General features: G+C 43.2%; 30 protein-coding genes. 5 read left to right on the forward strand and 25 right to left on the reverse strand.

Going from position 1 to position 25932, the window contains the following annotated elements; all coding sequences use genetic code 11:
* Window position 1: 1 nt before the first annotated feature.
* Both CAN90_RS09480 and prfB read right to left on the reverse strand, forming a co-directional pair.
* Entirely contained in the window at window positions 2–1276 is a 1275-nt protein-coding gene (locus CAN90_RS09480; protein WP_242953666.1) for a lipopolysaccharide biosynthesis protein, read from the reverse strand.
* A 24-nt stretch (window positions 1277–1300) separates the two neighbouring features.
* Window positions 1301–2428: a peptide chain release factor 2 gene (gene prfB / locus CAN90_RS09485; protein WP_085833587.1), complete on the reverse strand. Its 1128-nt coding sequence runs from the start codon at window positions 2426–2428 to the stop codon at window positions 1301–1303.
* A gap of 364 nt (window positions 2429–2792) precedes the next feature.
* Here prfB and CAN90_RS09490 point away from each other — a divergent pair, with 364 nt between their 5' ends.
* The 5 genes from CAN90_RS09490 to rpsR all read left to right on the forward strand — a co-directional run bounded on the left by CAN90_RS09490 (window position 2793) and on the right by rpsR (window position 6103).
* Window positions 2793–3875, forward strand: a complete 1083-nt coding sequence (locus CAN90_RS09490; protein ID WP_085833588.1) for an RING finger protein — start codon at window positions 2793–2795, stop codon at window positions 3873–3875.
* 24 nt (window positions 3876–3899) lie between these two features.
* A complete protein-coding gene (locus tag CAN90_RS09495) occupies window positions 3900–4775 on the forward strand; it encodes a UTP--glucose-1-phosphate uridylyltransferase (RefSeq protein WP_085833589.1) in 876 nt (291 codons plus the stop codon).
* A gap of 196 nt (window positions 4776–4971) precedes the next feature.
* Window positions 4972–5328 carry a 30S ribosomal protein S6 gene (gene rpsF / locus CAN90_RS09500; RefSeq protein ID WP_085833590.1) on the forward strand — a complete coding sequence of 119 codons (357 nt, stop codon included), beginning with the start codon at window positions 4972–4974 and terminating at the stop codon, window positions 5326–5328.
* A gap of 5 nt (window positions 5329–5333) precedes the next feature.
* The gene (locus tag CAN90_RS09505) at window positions 5334–5792 is read left to right on the forward strand and encodes a single-stranded DNA-binding protein (protein WP_085833591.1); all 459 of its coding nucleotides are present in this window, start codon (window positions 5334–5336) and stop codon (window positions 5790–5792) included.
* A 50-nt stretch (window positions 5793–5842) separates the two neighbouring features.
* Window positions 5843–6103, forward strand: a complete 261-nt coding sequence (rpsR, locus tag CAN90_RS09510; protein WP_085833592.1) for a 30S ribosomal protein S18 — start codon at window positions 5843–5845, stop codon at window positions 6101–6103.
* 88 nt (window positions 6104–6191) lie between these two features.
* Here rpsR and CAN90_RS09515 read toward each other — a convergent pair whose 3' ends face one another.
* The 23 genes from CAN90_RS09515 to fliJ form a co-directional block, all read right to left on the reverse strand.
* The gene (locus CAN90_RS09515; RefSeq protein ID WP_085833593.1) at window positions 6192–6797 is read right to left on the reverse strand and encodes a methyltransferase family protein; all 606 of its coding nucleotides are present in this window, start codon (window positions 6795–6797) and stop codon (window positions 6192–6194) included.
* A 437-nt stretch (window positions 6798–7234) separates the two neighbouring features.
* The gene (locus tag CAN90_RS09525; protein ID WP_085833595.1) at window positions 7235–7672 is read right to left on the reverse strand and encodes a LytTR family DNA-binding domain-containing protein; all 438 of its coding nucleotides are present in this window, start codon (window positions 7670–7672) and stop codon (window positions 7235–7237) included.
* A gap of 187 nt (window positions 7673–7859) precedes the next feature.
* Window positions 7860–8345: a chemotaxis protein CheD gene (locus CAN90_RS09530; protein ID WP_085833596.1), complete on the reverse strand. Its 486-nt coding sequence runs from the start codon at window positions 8343–8345 to the stop codon at window positions 7860–7862.
* Entirely contained in the window at window positions 8342–8959 is a 618-nt protein-coding gene (locus tag CAN90_RS09535) for a chemotaxis protein CheC (protein ID WP_085833597.1), read from the reverse strand. The genes CAN90_RS09530 and CAN90_RS09535 overlap by 4 nt, the downstream gene beginning before the upstream one ends.
* 63 nt (window positions 8960–9022) lie before the next feature.
* Window positions 9023–10750 (reverse strand): DUF342 domain-containing protein, encoded by a 1728-nt coding sequence (locus CAN90_RS09540; RefSeq protein WP_242953616.1) that lies wholly within the window; start codon window positions 10748–10750, stop codon window positions 9023–9025.
* Between the two features lie 28 nt (window positions 10751–10778).
* Window positions 10779–11483, reverse strand: coding sequence for a flagellar hook-basal body protein (locus tag CAN90_RS09545; protein ID WP_085833599.1), 705 nt, complete (start codon window positions 11481–11483; stop codon window positions 10779–10781).
* A 99-nt stretch (window positions 11484–11582) separates the two neighbouring features.
* Entirely contained in the window at window positions 11583–12326 is a 744-nt protein-coding gene (locus tag CAN90_RS09550; RefSeq protein WP_085833600.1) for a flagellar hook-basal body protein, read from the reverse strand.
* A 13-nt stretch (window positions 12327–12339) separates the two neighbouring features.
* Window positions 12340–13110, reverse strand: a complete 771-nt coding sequence (locus CAN90_RS09555; protein ID WP_085833601.1) for a sigma-70 family RNA polymerase sigma factor — start codon at window positions 13108–13110, stop codon at window positions 12340–12342.
* A 47-nt stretch (window positions 13111–13157) separates the two neighbouring features.
* A complete protein-coding gene (gene flhA, locus CAN90_RS09560) occupies window positions 13158–15233 on the reverse strand; it encodes a flagellar biosynthesis protein FlhA (RefSeq protein WP_085833602.1) in 2076 nt (691 codons plus the stop codon).
* Entirely contained in the window at window positions 15217–16296 is a 1080-nt protein-coding gene (gene flhB / locus CAN90_RS09565) for a flagellar biosynthesis protein FlhB (RefSeq protein ID WP_085833603.1), read from the reverse strand. Before flhB ends, flhA begins: the two co-directional genes overlap by 17 nt.
* Before the next feature lie 52 nt (window positions 16297–16348).
* Window positions 16349–17125 (reverse strand): flagellar biosynthetic protein FliR, encoded by a 777-nt coding sequence (locus CAN90_RS09570; protein WP_085833604.1) that lies wholly within the window; start codon window positions 17123–17125, stop codon window positions 16349–16351.
* 20 nt (window positions 17126–17145) lie between these two features.
* A complete protein-coding gene (gene fliQ, locus CAN90_RS09575) occupies window positions 17146–17412 on the reverse strand; it encodes a flagellar biosynthesis protein FliQ (RefSeq protein ID WP_085833605.1) in 267 nt (88 codons plus the stop codon).
* 35 nt (window positions 17413–17447) lie between these two features.
* Window positions 17448–18224, reverse strand: a complete 777-nt coding sequence (gene fliP / locus CAN90_RS09580) for a flagellar type III secretion system pore protein FliP (RefSeq protein ID WP_085833606.1) — start codon at window positions 18222–18224, stop codon at window positions 17448–17450.
* Window positions 18178–18591 (reverse strand): FliO/MopB family protein, encoded by a 414-nt coding sequence (locus tag CAN90_RS09585; RefSeq protein WP_085833607.1) that lies wholly within the window; start codon window positions 18589–18591, stop codon window positions 18178–18180. The genes fliP and CAN90_RS09585 overlap by 47 nt, the downstream gene beginning before the upstream one ends.
* A gap of 22 nt (window positions 18592–18613) precedes the next feature.
* Window positions 18614–18976 (reverse strand): response regulator, encoded by a 363-nt coding sequence (locus tag CAN90_RS09590; protein WP_085833608.1) that lies wholly within the window; start codon window positions 18974–18976, stop codon window positions 18614–18616.
* A gap of 33 nt (window positions 18977–19009) precedes the next feature.
* Window positions 19010–20194, reverse strand: a complete 1185-nt coding sequence (fliY, locus tag CAN90_RS09595; protein WP_085833609.1) for a flagellar motor switch phosphatase FliY — start codon at window positions 20192–20194, stop codon at window positions 19010–19012.
* A 24-nt stretch (window positions 20195–20218) separates the two neighbouring features.
* A complete protein-coding gene (gene fliM, locus CAN90_RS09600) occupies window positions 20219–21217 on the reverse strand; it encodes a flagellar motor switch protein FliM (RefSeq protein WP_085833610.1) in 999 nt (332 codons plus the stop codon).
* 121 nt (window positions 21218–21338) lie between these two features.
* The gene (locus tag CAN90_RS09605; RefSeq protein ID WP_085833611.1) at window positions 21339–21539 is read right to left on the reverse strand and encodes a flagellar FlbD family protein; all 201 of its coding nucleotides are present in this window, start codon (window positions 21537–21539) and stop codon (window positions 21339–21341) included.
* Window positions 21540–21615: 76 nt separating this feature from the next.
* Window positions 21616–22923: a flagellar hook protein FlgE gene (locus CAN90_RS09610; protein WP_085834331.1), complete on the reverse strand. Its 1308-nt coding sequence runs from the start codon at window positions 22921–22923 to the stop codon at window positions 21616–21618.
* Window positions 22924–23009: 86 nt separating this feature from the next.
* Entirely contained in the window at window positions 23010–23423 is a 414-nt protein-coding gene (locus tag CAN90_RS09615; protein ID WP_085833612.1) for a TIGR02530 family flagellar biosynthesis protein, read from the reverse strand.
* Window positions 23424–23456: 33 nt separating this feature from the next.
* The gene (locus tag CAN90_RS09620) at window positions 23457–24140 is read right to left on the reverse strand and encodes a flagellar hook capping FlgD N-terminal domain-containing protein (protein ID WP_085833613.1); all 684 of its coding nucleotides are present in this window, start codon (window positions 24138–24140) and stop codon (window positions 23457–23459) included.
* 13 nt (window positions 24141–24153) lie between these two features.
* Complete coding sequence (locus CAN90_RS09625) at window positions 24154–25443, reverse strand: flagellar hook-length control protein FliK (protein WP_085833614.1); 1290 nt, start codon at window positions 25441–25443, stop codon at window positions 24154–24156.
* Between the two features lie 47 nt (window positions 25444–25490).
* The gene (gene fliJ, locus CAN90_RS09630) at window positions 25491–25931 is read right to left on the reverse strand and encodes a flagellar export protein FliJ (protein WP_085833615.1); all 441 of its coding nucleotides are present in this window, start codon (window positions 25929–25931) and stop codon (window positions 25491–25493) included.
* Between the last annotated feature and the right edge of the window lies 1 nt (window position 25932).

A 25932-nucleotide genomic window follows, 5' to 3' on the forward strand; every position in this document is an offset into this window, starting at 1 on the left:
ACTATTTTGCGTTTTTAACGATTGTTCGGCAGAAACGATAAAAAATATAATAAGCTCCCGCCATGGGCAGAGATGCCGCCATCAAATACTGCTCAAACGACATGGGGATTACAAAGGTAAGCAGTGACGGTACTGCAACGGTAAAGAGCAGGAAGAACTGCCATACCATTACCGCCTTCTGGCGCCCTAAAGCGATGGCGCTATTGGTTACCGGATTGACGATAAAGCGTACCATAAACAGCGGAATTAAATATTTCAGGTAATCTGGCACCGGCCCCCACTTCGGCCCCAAGAACCACGGAATAACCGGGTCGCCAAACAAGAGTAAGAATCCAAATGGAAATATTGATAAAATCGCCAGCCACTTCGTGACTGTAGTAAACGTTTTGCTGAGTTTTTTCCCATCGTGCCTATCCGTAGAAGCACCGCGCAGAAATACTTGTGATACTGCATTCGAAACCAGTATCAGTGGCTGACCCAACAATGTATTAATCTGGCTGTAATAGCCATTCATTGTTTGTCCATACTGCATGGGGATAAAAATTCCCATCATGCTTTGCGACAAGCTGTTTACAACGGCACTTGGTAGCATGTATTTGGGGAATGACGCATTTTTACGCGCGATACGCTTTAAAAAGCTCAAACTGAACATGGAGCGATGAATTCTACCCTTAAGAGTCATCATCATACGGAAGTTACCAAAGAAGTAAGATAAAAATTGACCAACAATCATGCCCCAATAGCTTGCACCCAAGTACCCTAGCACAATCTGAGTAGCCAGCATAACGGATACACGAATAATATTGGAGGCAGAAATTACTTTATACTTTTCATACCGAACATTAAAGTAATTTAATGCGGTCGTTAAACCGCAAATTAAAGTAGTGAGCGGAATCATCCATAGTGTTTTTGCCGCATCCCCTGTTAAGTTAAAACAACGGGCAAGCGGTGGAAGAAACGGCCACATGAACAAACTCAGTGCAAGAGAAAACATTACTGCAAATGAAGCACTGAGAACAAAGGCACCGCCTGCTTCTTTGTCATTATCAGCCACAACAATGGCATAATCATAACGAAAGCAGGCGATCTGCTGTGTAATATTTGTAATTACAACATAAACTCCATAAACTCCCCGTACATCTGGCCCATAAATTCGGCCTAAAATCGGCATAAAAAGGAACGGCAGCAGTACCTGCGCCACTGCCGTGCCGCCGGTAAGAACCGCTACGTTCTTTAAAAACCGATTCTTTCTTAGGGAATTCATCTTAGATTTCACAAAAGACAAGACATAGCCCCCTGTTTACTCGATGTTTTCTCCCAATGTGCCCAAATTCTGCGCCTTGAGATATGCGTTGATAAAACCATCCAAATCGCCGTCCATAACAGCTGAAATATTACCCATTTCAAAGCCTGTACGGTGATCTTTTGCCAAGGTATAGGGCATAAATACATAAGAACGAATTTGGCTGCCCCAGGCTATTTCTTTTTGGTCACCCTTAATGTCTTCAATCTTCTCCAAATGCTCGCGCTCTTTGATTTCTACCAATTTAGAAACCAGCATTTTCATAGCAACATCTCGGTTTTGGAACTGGCTGCGCTCTACCTGGCAGGAAACTACAATGCCGGTAGGCTTATGTGTTAAGCGAACCGCCGAAGAGGTTTTGTTAACCTTCTGGCCGCCTGCGCCGCTGGCACGGTAAACCTGCATTTCAATATCATCTGGGCTAATCTCAACAGAGGTGTCGCTGTCTATTTCGGGCATAACCTCGAGCGAAGCAAACGAAGTGTGGCGGCGACCAGAGGAATCGAACGGAGAAACACGAACCAAACGGTGTACACCTGCTTCACTCTTCAAAAAGCCATACGCATTAATACCTTCAATTAAAATAGAGGCGCTTTTCAGTCCGGCCTCTTCTCCGTCCAGATAATCCAGTGTTTTCACCTGAAAGCCGTGGCGCTCAGACCAACGGCAGTACATGCGGTACAGCATAGAAGCCCAATCCTGCGCTTCTGTTCCGCCCGCGCCCGCATGGAACGTTAAAATTGCATTTTTGGCGTCGTATTCTCCCTTTAAGAGCGTGGTAAGGCGAATTGCTTCTAAATTCGTTTGAATTTTGTCGTATTCCTCTTGTGCTTCGGGCAGCAAAGAAAGATCCTCTTCCTCATTTGCCAGCTCCACCAAAGCCAGAGCATCTTCCAAAGAAGAACAAAGCTTTTCATAAGTGTTTATTTTATTTTTGAGCATACTGGAACGCTGAAGAATTTTCTGCGAACGCTCCATATCATCCCAAAAGCCGGGCATTGCGGCTCGTTCATCCAGCTGCGATATTTCTTCTTTCATGCTCTGCAGCCCAAGCGCATCTGCCAGATCAATTATCTCCGGCCTGAACTTTTCCAGAGCCAGCTTTAGTTCTTCAAATTGCAGCATCCGTACCATCCTTTTAATTCTATAATTCATAGTTATAAACAAATTTCAAACAAATACTTCGTTTTGTAGTAAAGCGAATTAAGATAAATTTTAGATTTTTATTGGAATACTTTTTTCATCTCAACTCTTGTCAAATCAAAGTTTTTGTTTTTGCACAATAATAAAATATTATAAGATATTATTAGAGAAATGTAAAGAAAAACCATGTTTGTCTCCCTACTCAGTGTGTGAACGTAATGAAAACTTATGCAAGAAATGATTGCAGTTTTCAGTAGAATTAGGTACAATAATTGTATTAAGGATTTTTAAAAGTCCACTCGCTGTGGCTAGGCTAGCGGCGTTTTATTACAGGAGGCTTTTCAGCATGAAGTATACTGGCATCAAATGCCCGAGTTGCGGCATCCCATTTCAGCAGGATGACGATATTGTTGTCTGCCCGGATTGCGGAGCGCCTTACCATAGGCACTGTTATGAAAAAGAGGGCAAATGCCTGTTTTCAGATACACACAACAACGGAACATATTGGGCTCCTCCTTCGGAGAGCACCCACGCGCACGATGAAGCAGATATCGTTTGCTCTGCCTGCGGTAGAAACAACCCACCGGATTCCCTGTTTTGCAGCCGCTGTGGGTCTTCTTTAAAGCCAGGCAACGAAGCACAGCCGGTACAAAAACCGCAGCATAACAATATACCCGGCTACCAGAACCCGTACCAAAGCACAGGTTACCAAAACCCCGGGAGCCCGGCATCCCCAACCTCACCATTTGAGCAGCCGCAAGGCGATTCACCATACCAGAGTGCACCCAATCCCTTTTCTCCCGTTACCATTCGAGCCGATGAACCCATGGAAGAAGATATTACGGCAGGAGAAATTGCGAAGTTTGTACAGAACAACTCTTCTTACTTTTTAACAGTATTCTTCCATAAAAAAAGGACAAACCGTAATCATTTTAGTTTTTCTGCATTTTTGTTTTCCGGTGGCTGGCTGTTATACCGTAAAATGTACCATTTGGGTTCCATTATTACGGCATGGATGGCTGCCCTATATGTGACCAGCACCTTTATTTCACTCAACTACTCCTCTCCCCTATTAACCCGTTTGTACGAGCAGGCAGGAGTAAGTACCAGTGTATACCCATCTTATGAAGAACTTATGAAGGTAACACAGCTTGTTTACCAACTTGACCCCGGCAGTATCTTTTTGCTATTCACGCCTTTACTCACATTAGCAATTCAGGGCATAATTATGATATACTGCGGTTTTGCTGGCAACCGTTTGTATTACCAGCATAGTGTAGAGAGTATACGTCGTTTAAAAGTGGAGTATCCTACTACTGAAGAATACGACAAAGCACTGCAAGAAAAAGGCGGTGTAAATGTTTCGCTGGCTTTATGCCTATTGATTTGCTATTCCATTATTATTTATCTTCCCAGTTTCTTTTTATAAATATAACCTCTAGGAGGGAATTCTGTGAAAATTACGAAAGCTGTTATCCCCGCTGCGGGGCTCGGCACACGTGTTCTTCCAGTCTCTAAGTCCATGCCAAAGGAAATGCTCCCTATTGTAGACAAACCGGCCATCCAATATATTGTGGAAGAAGCCGTTCGTTCTGGCATTACCGACATTTTAATTATCACAAACCGTGGCAAAGGCTTAATTGAAGACCATTTCGACCGTGCGCCGGAGTTAGAAGCACACTTGATGAAAGGTGGTTCCGAAAAAGAGCCTACCTTAAAGAGTATTATTGACATTTCTCGTTTAGCCAACATTTATTTTGTGCGCCAAAAAGAAACCCGCGGACTTGGGCACGCCGTAAACTGCGCCCGTTCTTTTATTGGGAATGAACCGTTTGCCGTTTTGTACGGTGACGATGTTATTATTGGCGAAGACCCGGCGTGTGGTCAGCTGATTCGTGCTTATGAAGATTTTGGCAAAGGTGTGTTGGGAGTGAACGAAGTTTCTCCCGAGGTAATTGGTCGTTATAGCTCTTTAAAGGTAGAACCGTTGCGCGACCGCCTCTTCCAATGTACCGACATGATTGAAAAGCCATCCCCCGACAAAGTGTTTTCGAACTATTCCATTTTGGGTAGGTGTGTTCTCCCTCCCGAAATATTTGATATTCTCGATCAGACTCCTCCCGGCAGCGGCGGCGAAATTCAGCTTACCGATGCTATGAAGGTTCTAGCACAAACGCAAGGCATGACCGCAGTGGAATTTACCGGCAAGCGGTACGATATGGGTAATAAGCTCGGCATTCTTCAGGCCACGGTTGAGGTAGCATTAAAACACCCAGAGCTGGCAGAAAGCTTCCGCGATTATTTAAAAGAGATTGCGAGCACGCTGTAATGACCATCTTTGGGATGATTGAGCATAGAGTTAGCTAAATTTAACCAGTATTTTCTTATCGAATGGAAAAAACAGCTTGACTCGCCTGAATCAAGCTGATATAATCAGTCTGTTAGGCCTACCCTATGGGTAGTGCTTTTCATATTCCTTGCTCCAGTTCTACTGGGGCCAAAGTCCAGAAGGAGGTGCAATTAAAATGCCAGATGTAAAAAATGCTTACGAAACCGTATTCATTCTGTCTACCGCACAGGGTGAAGAGGCAGTTCAGACAAACGTTCAGAAGTTTAAGACTCTGATCGAGAAGAATGCAGTGATTGATGCTGTAGACGAGTGGGGCAAACGCCGTTTTGCGTATCCCATCGAAAAGCAGACTGAGGGTTACTACACCCTGGTTAGCTTCACCAGCGCTCCCGATTTCATCGCAGAGCTGGATCGTATCTACAAGATTACTGACGGAGTTCTTCGTTCTCTCATTGTCAAAAAAGAAGTAAAGAAAGAGAAGCCGAAAAAGGCTGTTGAAGTCCAGAAAACTGAAACTGCTGAAAGAGAGTGATCGATATGCTCAATGTGACTGTATTAATGGGCAGGCTGGTTGCTGACCCTGAGCTTCGTCACACTACTAGTGACATTGCCGTCACCAGCTTTACGATTGCGGTGGATCGGTCTTATGTTAAGTCCGGCGCTGAGCGTCAGGCGGATTTTATCGATATCGTCGCATGGCGTTCCACTGCGGAGTTTGTATGCAAGTACTTCCGCAAAGGACAGTTAATTGCAGTTCAGGGCTCGATTCAAACTCGCAGCTATCAGGACAAGGACGGAAACAAGCGTAAGGCTTTTGAAATCGTGGCGGATAACGTACATTTTGCGGAATCCAAACGCGAAGGCGGACCAACCGGTGGTACCGGGTACAGCTCTTTTAGCCGTACCGATGCACCGATGCCCTCTGCTCCCGCTTACACCAGCGGTAACACAGGTGATTTTGAGGAAATACCGACAGACGATGATCTGCCGTTCTAATTTTCTCGCATTTACTTTATTTTTTGAATTGAGAAAAGGAGGCTTTTGGCATGGCTGATAGAAACGATCGCCCCGAGCGCGATAATCGCCGCGGCGGACGCAAAGGACGCAAAAAGGTTTGCAGCTTTTGTGTAGAGAGAATCGATAATATCGATTATAAGGATGTTGCGAAGCTGCGCCGCTTTATTTCTGAGCGTGCGAAGATTCTGCCCCGCAGAGTTACAGGCACTTGCGCACATCATCAGCGTGAGCTGACGGTTGCTATTAAACGCTCCCGTCATATCGCTTTGCTGCCTTTCAGCAGCGACTGATTCGACAAGACATAAAAAGAGGAAACGGTATTTTACCGTTTCCTCTTTTTTCTTATTCTCTCGCATGAATAAAAATTTGAACACTTTATCACCATACAAATGGAATCAATCTTTTCGTTGATTTTTCATAATCTTGATACGCTTGCCCAAAGTTTTTTTCCATCAATTTTTCTTCAATCCCAATCCGGTAACCATATATTAAAACCACAATAATTACAGTTGCAATCAGCCCCCAAAGACTGCGAAAGCAGAATGCTACACCGAGCAAAGTAAGAATGCTGCCGGTATAAGCTGGGTGACGTACATATTGATAAGGCCCATTCCTAATAATTTTTTGACTTGAACCAACCTGAACATTAAAAGAAAAGTATTTTCTCAATGTCCATACGGAGCTTACTCTAATGAATACACCCAGTAAGATGAGTCCTGCCCCAACCCAAAACCAGGTAAGAGGCAACGTTTGATGAAAAAATTGAACGCACATCGGATTCAAAGCGATTGCTAACCAATATCCAATCATAATTACAGCCAGGGAACCCTTGTCTTGCTTTTCCTTTTTCTCTGCCGACTTAGAGCCGTTCCACACCGTACCAATCAAAATGATAAATTCAGTAAGCCCAATCATGCAAAACAATATTTGAAACACATTTTGAATTAAGTGTTCCGGAAAAAACGTACTGCCAAAAAAGTTCAACTCAAACTACCTCCCCTTTTTCTTTCTTCTTTCTAGGTTTTGATTAATATCGTTTGCTTCCATTTGACTACGAAAGTACTCATATAGATGTAATATTAGAAATATAATAAAAAATTCACCAGAAAATAAAATGATATTAGACCTTTCAAATACAAACCATTTCCCGAAGTAGGAAAACATAAGAAAACATAAGTACATCAGCATAAATTCCATAGAGAGATATACAATTCTATACCGAAATTCTACTCCGCTGATTAAATAATCTACTCCTTCTATGCTTAAAACGAAGAATAGTAATTGCAATAAAAAAGTGCATTGAATAGAATCTATTTTTATAAATAATAAAGTGATAGACAGTAAAACCACCGACAAGGTATATGAGAGAACCGCTCTAAAAAAAAATATGCTCCATTTATTTTTCATTTATAGCCTCGTTTCTAGCCGTTGATTTTTTCCCGAATATTTTTGACGTAGTGACGAGAAATAATCAATTTTTCTTCATTCATGAGAAATGCCTCAAGTCTGCTATTCCATAGAGGCTGTACTGATTTTAAAAAGGCAGTATTTAAAATGCAGCTTTTGCTAATTCTTACAAAGGTAGAATCTATTAGCTTGTTTTCCAATTCGGACAGTGTCTCTTGACTGCTATATACCTCTTTTTCTGTATATATAAAAGTATTACTGTCAACGGAATCAATATAATATACATCTTCCGCAGAGAGCAATGATTGGCCGCATTCTGTTCTAACTGGAAAAAGATAGGTGTATTGTTTTATTTGCCTTACTAATTTTTGAAGACGTTCGTCAATTTCTTTGCAATCAATTGTAATCTCCGTTTCTGTAATATCTGAATTTTCATGAATAATTAATTTCACACATTTTCTCCCCCTCTCCCCCTTCTCAGTGAATTATAATATTATACATTTAGAAATGCAATCACTTGAGTCTAAGGTACATTTTGTGATAGCTAAGATGCACAAAACTCTAATAAATCTTTATATTAAAAAAAGCTTTCTTTAAAACCCGGATTACAGGATTTTATAGAAAGCTTTTTTCTTCATATTAATAGACCTTTACACCATTCGCAAAGGATTTAATTGTCATTACACCGTCATCCGTCGTAAAGTAGAGAGTTCTGCCGTAATTAAGGCCGGTATCTTGCGCTTTAATCGGTATTTTCTCATAAGCCAGCATGGCGCGTACTGCCATTACATTGCGTTGGCCTATATTACCAAAGGCGGAATCCCCCGAAACCTCAAACATTTTCGCTCCACCAGCAATTTTGGCGGTAAGCTGGGCGCGGTGTGCGCCCAGCTTCTCCATCTCTCGTAGCATTTCCATAATACAGGTATCTGCAAAACGGAATTTGTTTTCTTTCGGGTTTGCCGCAGGGTACTTCGGTAGCATAATATGACCCAAACCGCCAACCTTACGAATCGGATCATACAGGCAAATTCCAACACAGGAACCTAACGCGTAGGTAACAAGCTGCTCACCGCCCTTTACAACTTTCATGTCAGATATGCCGATGGTTATCATATTGCTCATAATTGGATCCCTAATTTCTGCATTAATCTATCCAGTGAGTCCATACTTGGAATCAGCATCATATTTGAAGTAATGTCATTCGCAGAGCTAAGAAAATCCTCTTGAATGAAAATAATCTTATCTGAAACCGTACGCATTTCAATTGCAGGAACACTTAATAGGGCACCTGCCATATCGACTGCAATTGCGGGAACAGATGACTTAATGACCATTTGAGACAACGTGCTGATCGAACCGAGGTAAGCTGAAATCATAATATTGCCAATTTCAGAAATAGCAGAAAGCTGCATCTCAGTTAAAGCAGCATAGCTCACTTGCTTTTCCCCCAGCAGGGCTTCTAGCACAGCGCCCGCAAAGGATTGTCCCACGATAAACATCATTAGGCCTTCTATATCGCCTGAAATCTTTGCCAAGATTCCAATTACCGGATTTTCTGGACCGCCAAGTGCGGTGGCAGCATCGCTAATATCCAGAATGCGAACCTTAGGCACAGACATATTCACTTCTGCATTCAGCATTTGAGAAAGGGAGGTCGCCGCATTTCCTGCACCAATGTTTCCGATTTCTCTTAATACGTCTAGGTGTATATCATTTAATTCATCAATACTCAACATAACTTCAACTCCTTATTCCGCTTTGGAATGCTACTGTTCCAAATATAGAACCCAAATCATTCATTAACGCTTTACCGAGTCTGGCGTGTCGGTTGGTGTAGCAGGCCGCCACTCAACCTTGCCATAAGATAAGTGAAACTTGGCGCAGCTAGTTTCTTTAATTACATTGTAGGTATAGCCGCCTATCTCCATTTTCACCCCGGGGTAAACCATTCCTTTTGCAATGACACAATAACTCAAAAAGGATTTTAAAGATTCTTGCGATTGCTCATACTGTACCTGAAGCTCCTCAATCTTTTTGGAAAAGATGACTCTCTTTTTTTCTGCTGCTAAACGAACCTGTTCAAATCCAGTGCCATCATCTGCGGGGTGCTGCTGAACAAACTGCTGGTGCAGGCGTACATAATTATCCTCAAAGGCTTGCAGCTCTTGCCGGGCTTTTTCCAGCTCTTCCAGCAGTACTTCCGGGTTTTTTAGTTTCTTAGATGTCTCAGTTAATAGAGAAGTTAACTCGCGGGACTCAATGCGTAAACGTGTAACGCTGCCAGAGGTATTACCGATATTTTTCGCATAAATGCCATACCCAACATTGCATTCGCCGCCCGCCAGCGTAGCTAAGTCTTTGTTTAATATTAAAGAATCACCCGCATGGACTAAACTGCTCATAATAATACTGGCATAAATATCGTGCTTTGCATCAAGAATCGCGTTTTCAAAGAACTTACCAGAAATATTACCGCCAGCTTTGAGGCTACCTCTTCCCCCACCATTCATTCCTTGGGAAATAACGATATTACCACCGGCTTCTAGGTGTGCATGCTCTACAATTCCACGCACTGTGATGTCTCCACCTGCGCTAACCGAATAGCCACTGCGAACGTCACCCTGAATTAACACAGAACACTTGGCGCTCACATTCCCAGATTCTCGCCCTACATCCCCTTTTACAATGAAGATTTCATTGACATTAATGGCGTTGGGTAAAATCTCAATACTGCCATCCACCGTAGAAGATAAGATAAGCCCATCTTCCGAAATGACGGTATTGACACCTACGGGCAAATTCGGTACGACACCCTTTCGGCATGGCACTACCTTACCGAAAATATCCATACCGTCACTACCTGGTCTGGGAGGCAACAAAGTACAAAGAGTATCCCCTTTGGAGGTACTCTTTACAAGGCCAAGCTCACGGTAGTCGAGAGAGCCATCTTTCCGCTGAATGGGGCGAAGTGCCTTATCTGTATCAAAGTGGTACTCAATACGACCATCATTTTCGTCTATGGCTTGTTTGCCCACCGCACAAACCAACTGTTGTGAAAAATCTGCCTGTGCACAAAAGTCGCGAATTTCATCCTCAAGAATCCCATATGTAATCTTGTTTGCTTTTATGAGGTTCAAAATCTCATCCGGTGTAACGCTTTGGCCGGGTGCATTTAAAGTAATTTCCATCACTGCCCGCATATTGTTGGAAGAAACCTTAAAGTCAAGGATTGGTGGAACAGGCGGGAGTAAGTCCTCCAGCGATTCCGTTTGCGAAGTCTCTTGTTGCTGTTTTTCCAAAGTCAGCACTTGCCTCTCTGGTTCAACAGCTTGCTCTAAACCAGCCATTTGCTGTGGTTCGATAACTTGTTCCATTTCGAAGGACAACTCCGTATTGCCCTGCTCGACTATTGGTTTTGCTTCTTCAGGCGGATTCGATTCCTGCTCGATTACTCCGTCTAAAGATGAATTCGTGTCTTGGTTTCGTTCTTTCTTGTTCCAAAACTTTGCCAAACCCTTGGGAAACATAATCATCACCCTTTTCAGACAATATAAATTACCTCAGACCATTTACAGTCTGCATAATTTCGTCAGAGATTTGCACTATTTTAGAGTTAAATTGGAAAGCACGCTGTGTTTCTAATATGGATGCCATTTCATCCGGCAGGCTAACAGAAGAGTTTTCCAAATAGCCCTGCTGCACTTCCGGATTTTGTACCGTGCTTGCTCTGCCGGAAAGCGGTGTTTCTACAAAATAAGTTCCCGCTTCTCTTAACAGGCCGTCACAGTTTGCAAAGGTAAATACACCTACTTCGGCGGGGTCTTTTTCATTTTTCACCTGAATTGGCTGTCCATTTGCGCCTAATACATAGCCACCATCCGATGCAACGAGATAATCGGTCTCCCCTTGCACGGAGAGATGAAAATTGCCGTTGCGGGTATACCGAACCGTATCACCATTGCGAATAGCGAAAAATTGGTTGGCCTGCGGGAGGGCATAATCCAGTGGGCGAGCGGTGTTGTTCAGAGCACTGGAAGAAAATAGCGTATCCGTTTTCGCCAGCTTTGTGCCATGGCCAGTAACAAGCTCTGCGTCTGTTCCCTCTGCCGAATGTATTCCTGTGTATACTAAGTCTGCAAAGGCTCCTCGTTGAGCCTGAAAGCCAGTGGTAGAAATGTTTGCAATGTTGTTCGACGTTACATCCATCCCCTTCTGCACCTGAATGGTACCAGTGGCTGCTGTGTAAAATGAATGAATCATGGTAACCCTCCCCTTTATAGTTGTAACACGAAAGCACCAATTTTAGTTTATAAACAACTGTATGCCGCTTTCTTATTGTGCTTTCTATGAAAGAATGCGTTATATTTTCCCAATCTCTGTTACAGAGCGAGATAATACTTGATCGTACATTTTCAGCGCTTGTGAGCAGGTTTGAAGACCCCTTTGAATGGCAATGGCATCCGTCATCTCTTGAGCCGCATCAATATTAGAGCCCTCAATGTTCTTCCATTTCATCTGCGGATTCTGAATCTGCTGGGCACCGCCTGCCGCAGTATAAGCATTTCTTCCCGCCGGCTTCAGCGTATTATAATCAGCAAAGCCAAACACAGCCAGCTTGCCAACTGCGGTGTTGTCAACGGTGATATTCCCTTGAGCATCTGCCTGAAATTGGTCGGTCCCCACACGAATGGGGCCGCCGTTTGCTCCTAGAACACGGCCACCAAGGTCACTACTGACTAAATAGCCCTGCTCATCCAGATTAAAGCTGCCGTTGCGCGTATATACCAGGCCATTTTGTCCTTGTACCGCAAAGAAGCCCTCGCCCTCAATGGCAAAATCCATGGTTCGGCCAGTCTCTTTTAAGTTGCCCTGTGAATGAATCACGCTTGTTTTGTCAGCAAGAGTGATCATGCTCATTTCACCAATTGGTGCATTCGTCTGATTATTCAGGCGGTGTACCATGATGTTGCCAAAGTTCGTCGCTGTAACAACATTTCTTTTATATCCGGCCGTTTCTACGTTTGCCAAGTTATTACTGGTTGCCGTTAGCTTTCTGGTTTGTGTCAGCATTCCGGAACCGAGCATGTAAAACCCTCTAACCATGGGAATCTCTCCTTTACGAATTATATTCCTTTAAGAATCGTTTGAGCTTCTTTAACCCATTGGAATGGATTTGTGATACACGTGAATCACTAATACCCATTACCGCAGATATTTCTTTGATTTTCATTTGCTCTTTGTAATAAAGAGAAATAACCATTTTTTCTTTCTCATTTAATTTCTCAATATAATCTGCGAGAACAACCTGCAATTCTTTTTCTGCCACTACCTGTTCGGGACCCTGGATGGTATCTGCCGAACCGCTAAAGCGAATATCTTCTACGCCCTTCTCGTAAATCATTTCTTCAAAGGAGAGCATGGTAAGTGCACAGGTTTCGGCTTGCATCTTTTGGAATTCTTCTACTGAAACGCTAAGATATTCCGCCATTTCCTGTTCCAAGGGGTAACGGCCTAACTCGTAGCTCAGCGTATTTTCCGCATCGCTAATGTTCTTTGCAATCCGTTTTAAACGGCGGGGGAAACAGTCTTGCTTTCGTATGTAGTCAATCATAGCACCGCGAACCTTAATGGATGCGTAGGTTTCGAATTTGACCCTTTTTTCCGGGTCAAATTTTTCGACCGCGTCAAGCAGGGCAATTAACCCTTCATTGACCAAATCATCCATATAAGTGAAATGCTGGTAGGCTCCAACTGTTTTAAGAGCAATACACTTTACAATATAAGCATAATGAATGACGAGCGAATTGCGTACATCTTCCTCTTTGTATTCAAGGTATTCCTCCCAAAGGGATTCGATGGTTCTTTCTTTACTAACAACACGTTCCATCCAGCGTTTTCACCTCCCTGTGCAGTTTGTTCGAATAAAAAACCCATTTACGGTTCCAGAGTAATGTTTGCCACAGCTTGAATTTGAACATCCGAATTTAGTTCACTAAAGGATAGCACGATTGCACCGGGGTAAAATTGCTCCAGCAATTTACTAAAGTAAATACGTACCACCGGTGAAGTAAGTATAATAGGCACATTAATAACAGCCTTTACTTTCTTTATGCTGTCAAGAAGCTTTGTAATAATCGTTTGGGTGGTTTGCGGATCCATCGACAAAAATGATCCTTGGTCGTTGCGATTGATGGAGTTTGCAATAATACGCTCCACCTCGCTGTCCAGCGTGATAACGCGGATTTGACCGCCGTCTGACCATTTTCGAGTAATGGTACGCTTTAAAGCCTGGCGAACATATTCCGTAAGAATCTCTGTCTCGCGTACCGTAGCGGCATAATCGGAAAGCGTGCTGAGTATCGTCTCCATATCGCGAATCGGAACGCCCTCTTTGAGCAGGGCACACAGCACCTTTTGCAATCGGCTGAAAGAGACCAGATTTGGAACCACATCGTCCACCAAAGCCGGGTCGGCCTTTTTGGCAGACTCCAAAAGCTGAATCACATCCTGACGAGTAAGCACCTCGTACGCATGCTTTCGAATTGTTTCAGACAAATGGGTAACTACAACAGACAATGGGTCGATAACCGTATAGCCGTAAATCTCTGCCAATTCCTTTTTTTCTGGTGTAATCCACTTACTGGGGATTCCGTATGCCGGCTCAATTGTTTCAATACCATCAATAGTGCCGGTCAAATTGCCGGGGTCTAGCGCAAGGTAATAGTCAATTAAGACCTCTCCCTCACTCACTACCTCGCCCTTGATTTTAATAACATATTGGTTGGGATTGAGTATTCCATTATCTCTCAGGCGCACCGCGGGAATTACCATACCCATATCAACGGCAAACTGCTTACGGAAAGTAACCAGGCGGTCAATAAAGCTGCTACCACTACCTTCATCTACAAGTGGGATAATGCTATAACCAAACTCCATCTCAATTAAATCAATTTGCAACAAGCCATAGATATTATCTATATTTTTGTAGTACGCTGTTTCGTCTTCTACTTCTGCACCGCCCATAGCAGCGGCACCAACACCCTCTACTGCAAGCTGTTGCTCTTGCTCAGTTTCCATTGCATGTTTGCGTAATACAAGTCCAAGGCCAATCATGGTACCTGCAATGAATAAAATTTGAAATAGCGGCATACCAGGAACCAAGCATAAGCAAGAAATTGCTACACCTGCAATTAAAAGTACGGTGGGCTGTGCGGAAAGCTGGCGGGTAACATCCATACTCAGGCTCGAATCGGATGCCGCACGTGTGACAATCATACCAGTTGCAGTTGAAATTAAGAGGGCTGGTAATTGAGAAACAAGACCCTCACCAACGGTTGCAATGGTATAGGTGGTAAGAACAGTGCTAAAATCCTGCCCGCCCTGTACCATACCAATCACAGTACCACCTAAAAAGTTAATGAGTGTTATAACGATAGATGCAATCGCATCTCCCTTAACAAACTTAGTGGCACCGTCCATAGCGCCATAGAACTCAGCTTCTCGCTGAATGTCACTTCGACGAGTGAGTGCTACTTCCTCCGAGATGAGACCGGAGCTTAAATCGGCATCAATTGCCATTTGCTTACCGGGCATTGCATCCAATTTGAAACGAGCGGATACTTCAGAAACGCGCTCCGCACCCTTAGTAATAACAAGAAAGTTCACCAAAACGATAATTAGGAAGATAATAAAGCCAACAACGATATTACCTGCCAAAACAAAGGTGCCAAACGTTGAAATAACCTGGCCGGCATGACCGGCATGTGTAAGGATTAACCGCGTGGAGGAAATGTTCAGTGATAACCGAAACAAGGTAGTAATTAAAAGCATGGACGGAAAAATCGAAAATTGCAGTGAATTTTTCACGTACATGGTCATCAATAAAATGATAATAGATAAGGTGATGTTTAGAACGAACATCATGTCCAAAAGGAACGTAGGAAGAGGTATGATGATAAAAGCGATAATAATGATAACAAAGATTGTCATCGCGTTATTTAGAACCTTCAATATCTGCTGAACCTCTTTTCATGGAATATACCCAAGCCATAATTTCTGCCAGAACAACATAATATTCCGCTGGGATGGGCCGGTTCACCTCTACCTCGCGGTACAGCGCCTGCGCCAAGGGTTTATTCTCTGTCATAGGAATGTTGTGCTTTTCAGCAATTGCAATGATTCGCAGCGCTGAATAATCTTGCCCCTTTGCCACTACGATTGGGGCGGCATCATTTTCTATATCATAACGAAGGGCAACGGCAAAATGCGTAGGGTTCCTTACAATCACATCTGCTGTGGGTACCTGCTGCATCATGCGCTGCATTGACATTTTCCTGCGGCGCTCTCGCTGCTGACCCTTTACGTGCGGGTCGCCCTCCATTTGCTTATATTCTTCTTTCAGGTCTTGCTTCGACATACGAATGTTCCGCTCGTACTCCCACCACTGGTACAGGTAATCCAGTGCAGAAATTACGATAAAAGCGGCACAAAGCTTTAAAACAATACTCATGATATTTTCAAGAATGAACAGTACGCCTTGGTATACGTCCGCATACATCATTTTGGTAAAATCATGTGAGATGCTCAGTAGTGAAGTATACAATAAATAAATCATAATGGATATTTTCACGACTGATTTAATTAACTCCACAATGGAGCGGATCGAAAAAATACGCTTCATTCCCTGAAGCGGGCTTATGTTAGAAAATTTAAATTTGATTTTTTCTTTTGAAAATTTTAATTTTGTTTGAAGAGCCGTACCAATGATTGCCGCTGTAATGGAGGTAAGCATTACTGGACCTGCGAGAGTTAAAATGGCTCCTATACAGTCTTTGGCAATATCGATTACACTAGCCTGCGATAATGAATCCATAGAAGAGGTATACGAAAAATAGCGAGTTATAAATTGCTGCATAAACTCATACGCGTTTGGCAAGCTCATACGCAATATGAGAAAAATAGACAGCAAACTAATCGCACTGACAATGTCGGTACTTTGAAAAATGTTACCCTTTTTTCGTTCATCCTGCCGTTTTTTCGGGGTAGCTTTTTCGGTTTTACTGCTATCCGGCATTGTCATCCCCCCTTACACACCGATTACTGACATCAGAGGGCAACCAGCCTAGCTAGGTTAGCATACGGTAAAGCCCATCAATCTGATCAAACATCAGGTTAATCAGTCTTTCGAGGAAGGACGCCAAAGGCCCTGCCATTAACAAAAGAATTCCTAAACCCAAAATAACCTTAATCTGAATATTGATCATAAAAATATTCAGTTTTGGTACGGCCTTCATCACCAAACCAACCGCAAATTCCGTAATAAGCTGTGATGCCATAACCGGCAGCGATAATTTTACCGCGTATATTAAGATTAAGCGAAACAGCATCACGAGATGAGAGAAAACCTGCGATTGAATGGCAAGCTCCCCATAAGGAACAATAACGCAGAGCTGCACAAAAACCTGGATTAAAGTACGGTGAGCTCCAGTGGTAAAAAAGAGAAGAAAAAACATTGCGTTAATGAACGAACCGGTAATTGGCATAGACACATTGCTCTGTGGGTCGTATATTTTTGACATGGAGATACCGATCTGCATGTCCATATTCTCACCGCTGATTAAAATAACAGCCACAAAGAGCTGTATGATAAATCCGATTAGAAAGCCTAAAAACAGCTCTCGTATCATGGTGACAAAAAAGATAAGTATGTTAGGAAGAACCACGGTTCGTACCGGCACAAGCTGATACGAAAATAGAGAAAGCATTAGTGTTAGGCCAACACGTATGATAATAGGAATATTGGTTCGCCCAAAAATGGGGCTGAACACGATACAACCCGTCATACGCATAAAAATAAGGAGCAAAAGAGTTACGTTATAATTGAGTGTAAGCAGATCTAACATTCCAAACCCTCATGCTCCTTTTAACTAAGATTCGCAATTAAGCTGAAAATGTAAGAAACAAAATCTCTCATGACCTCCATCATCCACGGCCCCAGCAGAATCAACACGACTGCGATGATGAAAAGCTTTGGAACAAACGAGAGTGTTTGCTCATGAATCTGTGTTGCTGCCTGTAACACCGCTATAACAAGGCCAATTAGCACACTCGAAATCAGAATTGGCATTGCAAGCTTCATGGTGGCAAGTATCGCCGCTTGAAATACCCCGATAATCTCAGATGTTGACATGAAATAAATACCTTTCCGAATCTGTGATGCGTACGCTACATGTTAAAGCTGGTAACCAAAGTCTTAAAGAGGAGACCCCAGCCATCTACCAGTACAAACAACAGCAGTTTGAACGGCATTGAAATAATAGCCGGCGGCAGCATAATCATACCCATAGACATTAACGTGCTTGAGACAACAATGTCTATAATTAAAAACGGGATAAAAATTAGAAAACCAATTAAAAAGGCACGGCGAAGCTCACTGGTCATAAAAGCTGGGATTACTACCGTAAGCGGAGCCTCTTGTGAGTTCTTAATCTCAGTTTTAGATAAATCCAAAAACAGATTTAAGTCATCCTTTTTCGTCTGCTTAAGCATAAATTCCTTCATAGGAACCGACGCTTTTTGCACGAACTGCTCTTGCGTAATTTTTTCCTGCTTGTACGGCTGGTAGGCTTCCTTATCAATTTGTGTAAGTACCGGCGTCATAATAAACAAAGACAAAAACAACGCCATCCCTATCAGCACTTGGTTCGGCGGCGTTTGCTGCAGCCCCAGTGCGTTTCGTAAAAAAGAAAATACGATGATAAGGCGTGTAAAGCATGTAGTCATAATAAGAATAGACGGCGCGAGAGCTAGAATTAAGAACATCTGCAGCAATTCGAGCGTATCTACACCATTGCCGTTCACTTGGATGCCGGTGGAGGCCGCGGACGCCTGAACCGGGAGAATAGCCATAAGCACCAGTGAAAACAGCGCCGTTACCAAAACTCTTTTTCGGCCTTTAGTCTTCCCTGTCTTTGCCTTTGCCTTTGCCTTTTCTATCGGCATCGGTAATTCCCCTGAATTCCTCAAACGATTTCACGCTCCATCCGTTTTTCCTAGCTTGCTGAAATAACTGTACAAAGCTAGCTGCTGAGCTGCCCGGTTCTTCCAACTGCAGCTCACTGTCCGAAAGTTCCTGCAAAATTTCAATACTTTGGTTGGAAAAACCAATTAAGTAATACTTGCCACAAATTTGTGCCAATGCCAGCCCTTTGTCTTGAGACAAAGGGACTTTCTCAAGTATTTTTATATTTTGCGAGTTTGAAAATGTATTGATTTTCTTTGCGGCATACTTGCTGAAAGCATAGCAGCCAAACAAAATAAGTGCTATGCCAAACAGAGAGAACAGCAAAGAGAAAAAGTCGTCACCCATGCGCTCTCCCCCTTTGGTTTTATCAGCCTAAAATACTGTTTACTGTCTTCATAATTCGGTCTGGCTTAAAAGGTTTTACAATAAAATCCTTTGCGCCGAGCTTAAGAGCATCCACTACCATGGTCTCCTGGCCCATAGCCGAGCACATTACTACTTTCGCGCCACTATCCATTTCACGAATCTGGCGAAGCGCCTCTAAGCCATCCATTACCGGCATGGTAATATCCATCAGTACCAAATCTGGCTTTTCAGCGGTATATGTAGCAATCGCCTGCTCGCCGTTACCAGCCTCAACAATTTCGGTATAGCCGTTCTTTTGCAGGGTGTCTTTAATCATCATCCTCATAAAAGCAGCGTCATCTACCAGCATAATTTTCTTACCCATGATAGTTCCTCCTATAAGTAAAATCCTTTATTTCTATTTTAAAGCATTGATAATATCAACATTACTTGATATTTCGGTAATACGAACACCGTAGTAATCGTCAACAACAACAACATCGCCCTTAGCAATTCTTTGGCCGTTTACAAAAATATCTACCTGAGAACCGGCTTGTTTGTCCAGCTCCAAAATTGTTCCGGTAGTAAAATCAAGAATCTCTTTGATTTTTCTTTTTGTGCTGCCTATTTCAACTGTAACCTCAAGCGGAACAGAAAGAATCATGTTTAGGTTGTTCGACTGATCATTAGTCAGTACGGTTTCTTGTTCATCAAAATTTTGGTAAGATGCGCTTCGTACCTCATACACCGGGTTTTCAACCTGGCGGGTATTACCACCCCGTATCACTGCAGACTGCTGCATTGGCGGTGCACCATAGGCAGGCTGTGCATAGGCCGGTTGCTCAGGGTAATAGGCAGGCGGAGGTGTAAAAGCCTGCTGTGGAGGTGCCTGAACAGGTGCCGGTGGCGGAACAAGTGGTGCAGGTGCGGGCTCAGCCGCTGCCGGCTGTGGCTCCTCAGCAGGTTGAGAAGAAGCATCTTGCAGCGAAGAGCTGCCAAACCCGAAGCTGGAAATTAAATCCTTCGCAAGGTCAAGGCTCATAATACTAATGAATTCACTACTTGTCAATTCCCCAATCATTAAATTGAAATGAATGGTAACAATTGGCTCATCATCATTAAAATACTTTTTCTTAAACTGCTCTGCATTGTCTATTTTAAAAGAATCTGGCGGAGATATGTTAATTGGGCGATTCAAAAGCTGCGAGAGTGCAGTGGACGAAGCACCCATCATTTGATTCATTACTTCGCAGATTGCACCGAGGCTCATTTCATCTAAAACGAAATCTTCCTCAGAGTATTCTGTTTGCAGCAGCAGGCCAACAATAATTCGAACGTCCGATTCTTTCAGAACCATTACGTTCTTGCCGTCCAGACCGCTAACGTAATTAATTTCGACCGCTACAGCAGGCTCTAAGCCTTTAAACTCGAACTCCTGTGCTGTAACAATGTTTACCCGGGGAGTCGTAATGTTTACTCGCTGATCAAGCAGAGTAGAAACTGTGGTTGCAGACGATCCCAGGCTGATATTCATGATTTCGCCAATGCTGTCGACTTCCATTGGCGACATCAGTTCCTCGTGGTTTGACCCGTTAGGCTCCATAGAAATCACCTTTCCGTTTAGAAATTATAAAATTTGATCGATTTTAACCGCATATTTTTTCTTTTTGGTACCAACAACCCCAGTAAACCAGGGGAGGTCTTCTACACAGACCGTGATTTGGTTTTCCTCCAGCGGTGTATTTAGGGTGATCACATCCCCAACCTGAAGGCCTAAAAAGTCCTTCAGAGTTATTTGCGTTTTTCCAAGCACTGCCGAAACATATAGCGGCGATGCTTTCAGGCCTTTCATGATGATCTCTTTGCGTTCCTGCTCCACCTCAGGGTCGTCTTTCCGCGGAATTTTCACATATTTGGAATTGAAGACTTTAAAAATCTCTTCCAGCGAAGCGGCGGGCAAGCATATATTCATATTTCCCTTTAAATTATCATCCAGCGTCATCTCGATTACCACAATGGCCACAGATTCATCTGGCTGAATGGACTGGATGAGACGGGAGTTCGTTTCAATCATATCCAGTGTGTGCTCAATTTCAATATAATTGGACCAAGAGTTTTTTAGGAGTGAAAGCATCTGTTTAAACAGGTATTCTACCAATGCAAGCTCTATATCGGTATAGTCCCGTTCAATGTTGTAGCCAGTGCCGCTCCCTCCCAGCATTCGGTCTATTACCGAAAAGGAGATAGGGCGAGCCATTTCTAATAAAATTTGCTTTCCGTCTATGCGATGGTCGGTGTTATGCATACCAATCATCGCAACCAATACGGAGTCATTCAATGCGTTATTAAATTCTTTATAGTCCTCTTCTTCTACCTGCAGAACTTCCATTTGGCACGAAATGCGAAGCATACTGGCAAGCTGCAAACTGAGCATTCTCGCAAAGTTATCGAAAATATTATCCAATAACTTTAACTGCTCACGAGAGAACTTTTTGGGCGACATAAAGTCATATTCTTTTACTTTAGGGCCGCTTGATTGGGTTTCCACATCTTTAAAATCGACATTTCCACTTTGCAAACTGCCCAGCAACTCGTCGATTTGCTGCTGCGACAATATTTCCGCCATAGTACCACCAATCCCTCGTTAAGTTAAAATCTTGAGAAATGAGTCCTGACCCTCAAAACACCCGAGGACAGTTCCAGAGAATCCGGACGACTTGCACCGGGAAAGCTCGGGATATGCCGCACTATACTGTGCGAATCACATTCTGAAATATTTTCCGATTGTATTCTATCACTTTTTCAACCACTTCGTCCGGCTTTTCTCGCACTAAAAAATATTTACCGGTCGTAGTCATTACCTTGGTTTCCGGAATTAACTCAATGGTTTCAATCAGATTGCTGTTGAGCACAAATGTGATTCCGTTTAAATTTGTTAGCTCTACCATAATGCACATCCCTCTTTTGAATCAAACACCTGTTCCCGAACCAGCTCTCCGGTTCAGGAACAGGAGCCGATATTTATTAACGTTTCAGGTTTACCAATGTTTCTAGCATTTCATCACTTACGGTAATCATTTTAGAGCTTGCCTGGAAGCCTCTCTGCGTCATAATCATGTCAGAGAATTCATTCGCCAGGTCAACGTTAGACGATTCCAATCCGCCGCTTCTCAAAGCACCTGTATTGCTCTCACCGGGTGCGGTATAGGTGATTGCACCAGTGTTATTCACTGCTTTGTAGTAAGAGTTCCCCTCGCGTTGCAAAGCGTCTGGGTTCGGTACATTCGCAAGAGCAATTTTGCCGATAATTTGAATCGTACCATCAATATCTTCACCGGTAATTGTACCGTCAGTACCAACTGAGATATTCTTCATTTCACCTTTGGTATTGATAATTTTTTTGACATTTTCTGCTCCTGCACTATTACCTTCAAAGTTGGCTTCTTCCGCAATTTTACCAGTGGTTGCCGTTACTTTGTTTCCAGCTGTTTTTGCATTACCAACTTTAATATTGCTAACTGCAAGAACATCACTCCATAAGAGAGGATCCTGTTCTGGATCCGTTTTTCCCGGTTGTGCTAATTTTTTTCCGTTTGAATCTTTAATATTAGTAGCGGAAAAACTCTTCGTAGGATCTGCAGCTGTTTTCCAATCTCCCTGTAATGCTTCTTCTAAATCTTTTTCCGTTGTTTTGTCCTTTGCCAATGTTACCGTGATTGTTTTCTTATCAGCATCTGCAGTAACAAGGTGTGTATCTCCCGTTCCATACTTGACTTCTAGCGTAAAACCATCTAGATAACTCTTTGGATTATCCGCATCATAGGTACCATTTTTCACACCGGTTAGCGTCCCATCTTTTGTTCCAAAATCAATTTTAGCAGTACCAACATTAACCGAACTTTTAGTCGACGTAACGGAATAGCCACATACAAAGTTGCCTGCACCGTCCGTTAGATTACCAGCACCATCGAAACCAAAGGTACCCACCTGCGTGAGGTGTTCATTTCCTGCACCGTCTCTAACTACAAAATAGCCCTCGCCATCAATGTACAAATCCATGGAGTTTCCGGTAGAAGCAAAGCCGGTACGAGTGTTTAAAACATCAACCGATGCAACCGATGAACCATAACCCACCTGAGAGGCGTTGCTGCCGCTGCGGGTACCACTGGCCGAGGAAGAAGCAGAAATGGTCTGATAGTACATATCACGAAAAGTGGTTCGTGAGGATTTGTATCCGTAAGTATTCACGTTGGCAATGTTATTACCAATAACGTCCATTCTAGTCTGGTGCGCTTTCAAGCCTGCTACGCCAGAAAAAAGTGATCTTAACATAGAAGTTTTCTCTCCATTCTTTCTATTTCGTGAGCCATTGGGCTTCTCTGTCATTCAAAGCCCGGTAACTTCCTTTTAAGGTCCGGTTACATGATAACGGCTCCGTCAATATTTGTAAAAACATTTTCTTTCATTTCTCCGCCATTCATCATGGTAATGACGGTACTGCTTGGAATGTTAACAATAAATGCGGTTGCTGTTGTCCCATCCATAATCAGTGCTTCGCGCACGCCCTTCTCCCTTGCCTTTTCTACGGCTCCGCTTAACTGTGTAAGGCGTTCTGGAGACAGCTCTATGGAGCGTGACTCCAACCTTTGCACGGCATGCTTTGAGAAATTGAGTTGGCTGCCTTTTTGAATGGATTGGCGAACCAGTGCTGCAAACTCACTGTTTTGTTGATTTCCCTGCGGTTTTTGTGTGCCGGAAGGCGGGGTGTTTTTTACACCATAGCTTGGCGGCAGTAACGCAGAATAATTTTTCTTAAACTCTAAATCGTTCATGAGATATCCCTCTTAAAAAGACTCAAGCTTCTATTATTCCGAAGCGGGCGTTTTATCGCCATCTGTATTGGAATCTGAAGATGAATCGGTACCCGGTTCGCTTGTATTCGTATCTGTACCTGCAGTCTCTGAAATTACTTGGCGCACAGCAGAAAGAGTATATTTTTTACCGTCTACAACAACCATTGCATCACCGGAAGCAAAGCTGCAAGAAGTTACCAGACCGGTACTTTGCACGACTTTACCCTCATTATCGTAACCACTTACCTCCACTTTTTTACCTACAAGGGATGCAGCGTATTGGTACGATTGGTAACTGGCGTCGTTTACCACTTCCATAATGTTCGTAAGAGCATAAGACCTACCATTCACTGTGACGGTTGTATCTCCAGAAGAATAATCCGCTTGGCTGACGATTCCTATGTCAGAGATATACTTACCTGTTGAATCGTATTTCGCAACACTCACTCTTTTACCAATCAGTGAGCTGCCATATTGGTAGCTTGCATACTGGTTTAAGTTTTCGAGTGCCTGCAAAGAAGTAAACTGAGCCATTTGAGCAACAAATTCAGTATCCTGCGTTGGGTTAAGTACATCTTGGTTCGAAAGCTGAGCGGCGAGAAGGTTTAAAAATTGGTCGATGCTGAGAGATGCCGCAGACTTTGCACTGCTTTTTTTTGCAGTATTACTATAAGCGTTAATTTGTCCGACGTCCAATCAGACACCTCCTTTATAAAGCTCTGCTTTGTTCTTTCATTTGCTCAAGAACGGTGAGAAAATCTTCGGTTGTCTCCTGTTTGCTTTCTTGCTGATTCTGCCGACTTTCCTGCTGTTGGTTGGAAGATTCTTGTTCCTGCTGGTAGTAAGCGGGAGCATCCTGCTGCGGCTGTGTTACCTGAACAGGCTGACCCATTGCAGACTCCAATAAAGAACGTATCTCTCCCGAACCGGACGCTAAAATGCTCTGCGTTTTAGGGTTATCCGCCAGAATATCAACAACTAGCATTCCTTGCTCCATTTTCATAGAGACCGATACTTTCCCAAGGTTATGCGGGAAAAGCTCCATGCGGAAGTTATTGTTCTTTGCTTGAACATTCTTCAGAATTTGATCTGTTAAATGTGAAGCCGTACCGGCAAACATTTTAGTGGGAGCAGAAGGAACCGTAGCAGAAGAATGAACTGACTCATTTTGATTTGCAAACAATGCTGCAAATTCACCCTGCGACTCAGTCGCTTCCTTTGAAGAATCCATGCCAGTTTGCTGTTGCTGACCAGACAAAGCTGTACCGAAATCATTCTGCTGGTTCTGCAGCAATTGAAGCACTGGGGTTTCAACATTAGAACCGGAAATCTGCAACGGAGGAGCAGATACCTCAGAAGTCACTTGGTTTTGTTTTGGCTCCACTGGAGCAGTAGACTTCAACGGTATTTGCACGGCATATTGCGGGGCAACCGTTTCTTGAACAACAGGCTGAAGAGGCATGCCTTCCAGAGGAAGAGCCGCCTTTTGCACCTGCACAGAGTTATTTATAACCGGCAGGGCGGTTTCAGGGTCATTTTCTACCAAAGCTGCTGTTTGCGGCATAACCTGCTGCTGTGTAAGCATTTGCGGGGCAAATTCCGTTTGCATTTGCACATTGCCACCTTGGGCTGTAGCCGCAGGCTGTGTTTCAGAAAAACCGGTAACGGCATCAACTGGAGCACTTTGAGAAAGAAGCTCCGTATTTTGCACCACCTGCTGAGAAGAAAGCATATCTTCCGTAAAAAGCCAAGGCATCAATGCCGATAAAATTGTGTTTTGCTGGTGAACATCTGCTTTGGTTTCATCCTCAACAAGCACTGCTGGCTTTTCAGCCTGTTCTGCACTTGCCTTTACATCAGATTCATTGGATGCACCCGCCTCGCTGTAGCTTTCTGCTTTTTCTAAAGCAGCTTTAAACGAGGTGCTTTCCGCTTTGCATTTCTCTTTTGCTTCTACCTTGGGAGGATTCACTGCTGAAATATTTATTTGCTGTACCATCTTTTTCACCTCCTTTCATAATTGTTTTTCTAAAAAACTTCAAACACTCAAGAAACCATGATGCTCTGTGAAATAAACTCTTCAATTTCCAACTCCTGCTGTTTACGGGTGCTGGCATTGTATTGGTCGAGCTGTTTATCTTTCAACTTTTCTAGCCCAGAAATCTCTTGGTTGGTTTGAACGACGCTTTCTTGTTTTTCGTCCGCCTTAATTTGCAGATCCGCTCGCTGTTCTTCCAACTGGCGAATTTCATGCTCCGCCGTTCGAAAATACATTTTATACACTGCTAAATCTCTGGCGTTGAGGCCCACCGTAATTGCACGAGACATTTCTTGATTTAACTGAACCAATTCAAGCTTTTTTTGCTGGATTTTTAAATCCAGCTGGTGCAGGCTGGCTTTGATTGCGGCAAGCTCTTGCTTTTTCACATCCAGCTCTTGCTCATGAAAACGAAGCACCTTTTCCAAAGAAAAAACAAATTTTTTCATG

This window comes from Clostridium merdae (assembly GCF_900176635.1).
Taxonomy (GTDB): Bacteria; Bacillota; Clostridia; order Oscillospirales; family Acutalibacteraceae; genus Faecalispora; species Faecalispora merdae.

Coding starts and splice junctions, on each gene's coding strand:
- prfB (WP_085833587.1), bottom strand. CDS start 2,428: ATGCTGCAATTTGAAGAACTAAAGCTGGCTCTGGAAAAGTTCAGGCCG.
- CAN90_RS09490 (WP_085833588.1), top strand. CDS start 2,793: ATGAAGTATACTGGCATCAAATGCCCGAGTTGCGGCATCCCATTTCAG.
- rpsF (WP_085833590.1), top strand. CDS start 4,972: ATGCCAGATGTAAAAAATGCTTACGAAACCGTATTCATTCTGTCTACC.
- CAN90_RS09505 (WP_085833591.1), top strand. CDS start 5,334: ATGCTCAATGTGACTGTATTAATGGGCAGGCTGGTTGCTGACCCTGAG.
- rpsR (WP_085833592.1), top strand. CDS start 5,843: ATGGCTGATAGAAACGATCGCCCCGAGCGCGATAATCGCCGCGGCGGA.
- CAN90_RS09530 (WP_085833596.1), bottom strand. CDS start 8,345: ATGAGCAATATGATAACCATCGGCATATCTGACATGAAAGTTGTAAAG.
- CAN90_RS09535 (WP_085833597.1), bottom strand. CDS start 8,959: ATGTTGAGTATTGATGAATTAAATGATATACACCTAGACGTATTAAGA.
- CAN90_RS09540 (WP_242953616.1), bottom strand. CDS start 10,750: ATGTTTCCCAAGGGTTTGGCAAAGTTTTGGAACAAGAAAGAACGAAAC.
- CAN90_RS09545 (WP_085833599.1), bottom strand. CDS start 11,483: ATGATTCATTCATTTTACACAGCAGCCACTGGTACCATTCAGGTGCAG.
- CAN90_RS09550 (WP_085833600.1), bottom strand. CDS start 12,326: ATGGTTAGAGGGTTTTACATGCTCGGTTCCGGAATGCTGACACAAACC.
- CAN90_RS09555 (WP_085833601.1), bottom strand. CDS start 13,110: ATGGAACGTGTTGTTAGTAAAGAAAGAACCATCGAATCCCTTTGGGAG.
- flhB (WP_085833603.1), bottom strand. CDS start 16,296: ATGCCGGATAGCAGTAAAACCGAAAAAGCTACCCCGAAAAAACGGCAG.
- CAN90_RS09570 (WP_085833604.1), bottom strand. CDS start 17,125: ATGTTAGATCTGCTTACACTCAATTATAACGTAACTCTTTTGCTCCTT.
- fliQ (WP_085833605.1), bottom strand. CDS start 17,412: ATGTCAACATCTGAGATTATCGGGGTATTTCAAGCGGCGATACTTGCC.
- fliP (WP_085833606.1), bottom strand. CDS start 18,224: ATGCCGATAGAAAAGGCAAAGGCAAAGGCAAAGACAGGGAAGACTAAA.
- CAN90_RS09585 (WP_085833607.1), bottom strand. CDS start 18,591: ATGGGTGACGACTTTTTCTCTTTGCTGTTCTCTCTGTTTGGCATAGCA.
- CAN90_RS09590 (WP_085833608.1), bottom strand. CDS start 18,976: ATGGGTAAGAAAATTATGCTGGTAGATGACGCTGCTTTTATGAGGATG.
- fliY (WP_085833609.1), bottom strand. CDS start 20,194: ATGGAGCCTAACGGGTCAAACCACGAGGAACTGATGTCGCCAATGGAA.
- fliM (WP_085833610.1), bottom strand. CDS start 21,217: ATGGCGGAAATATTGTCGCAGCAGCAAATCGACGAGTTGCTGGGCAGT.
- CAN90_RS09605 (WP_085833611.1), bottom strand. CDS start 21,539: ATGGTAGAGCTAACAAATTTAAACGGAATCACATTTGTGCTCAACAGC.
- CAN90_RS09610 (WP_085834331.1), bottom strand. CDS start 22,923: ATGTTAAGATCACTTTTTTCTGGCGTAGCAGGCTTGAAAGCGCACCAG.
- CAN90_RS09615 (WP_085833612.1), bottom strand. CDS start 23,423: ATGAACGATTTAGAGTTTAAGAAAAATTATTCTGCGTTACTGCCGCCA.
- CAN90_RS09625 (WP_085833614.1), bottom strand. CDS start 25,443: ATGGTACAGCAAATAAATATTTCAGCAGTGAATCCTCCCAAGGTAGAA.
- fliJ (WP_085833615.1), bottom strand. CDS start 25,931: ATGAAAAAATTTGTTTTTTCTTTGGAAAAGGTGCTTCGTTTTCATGAG.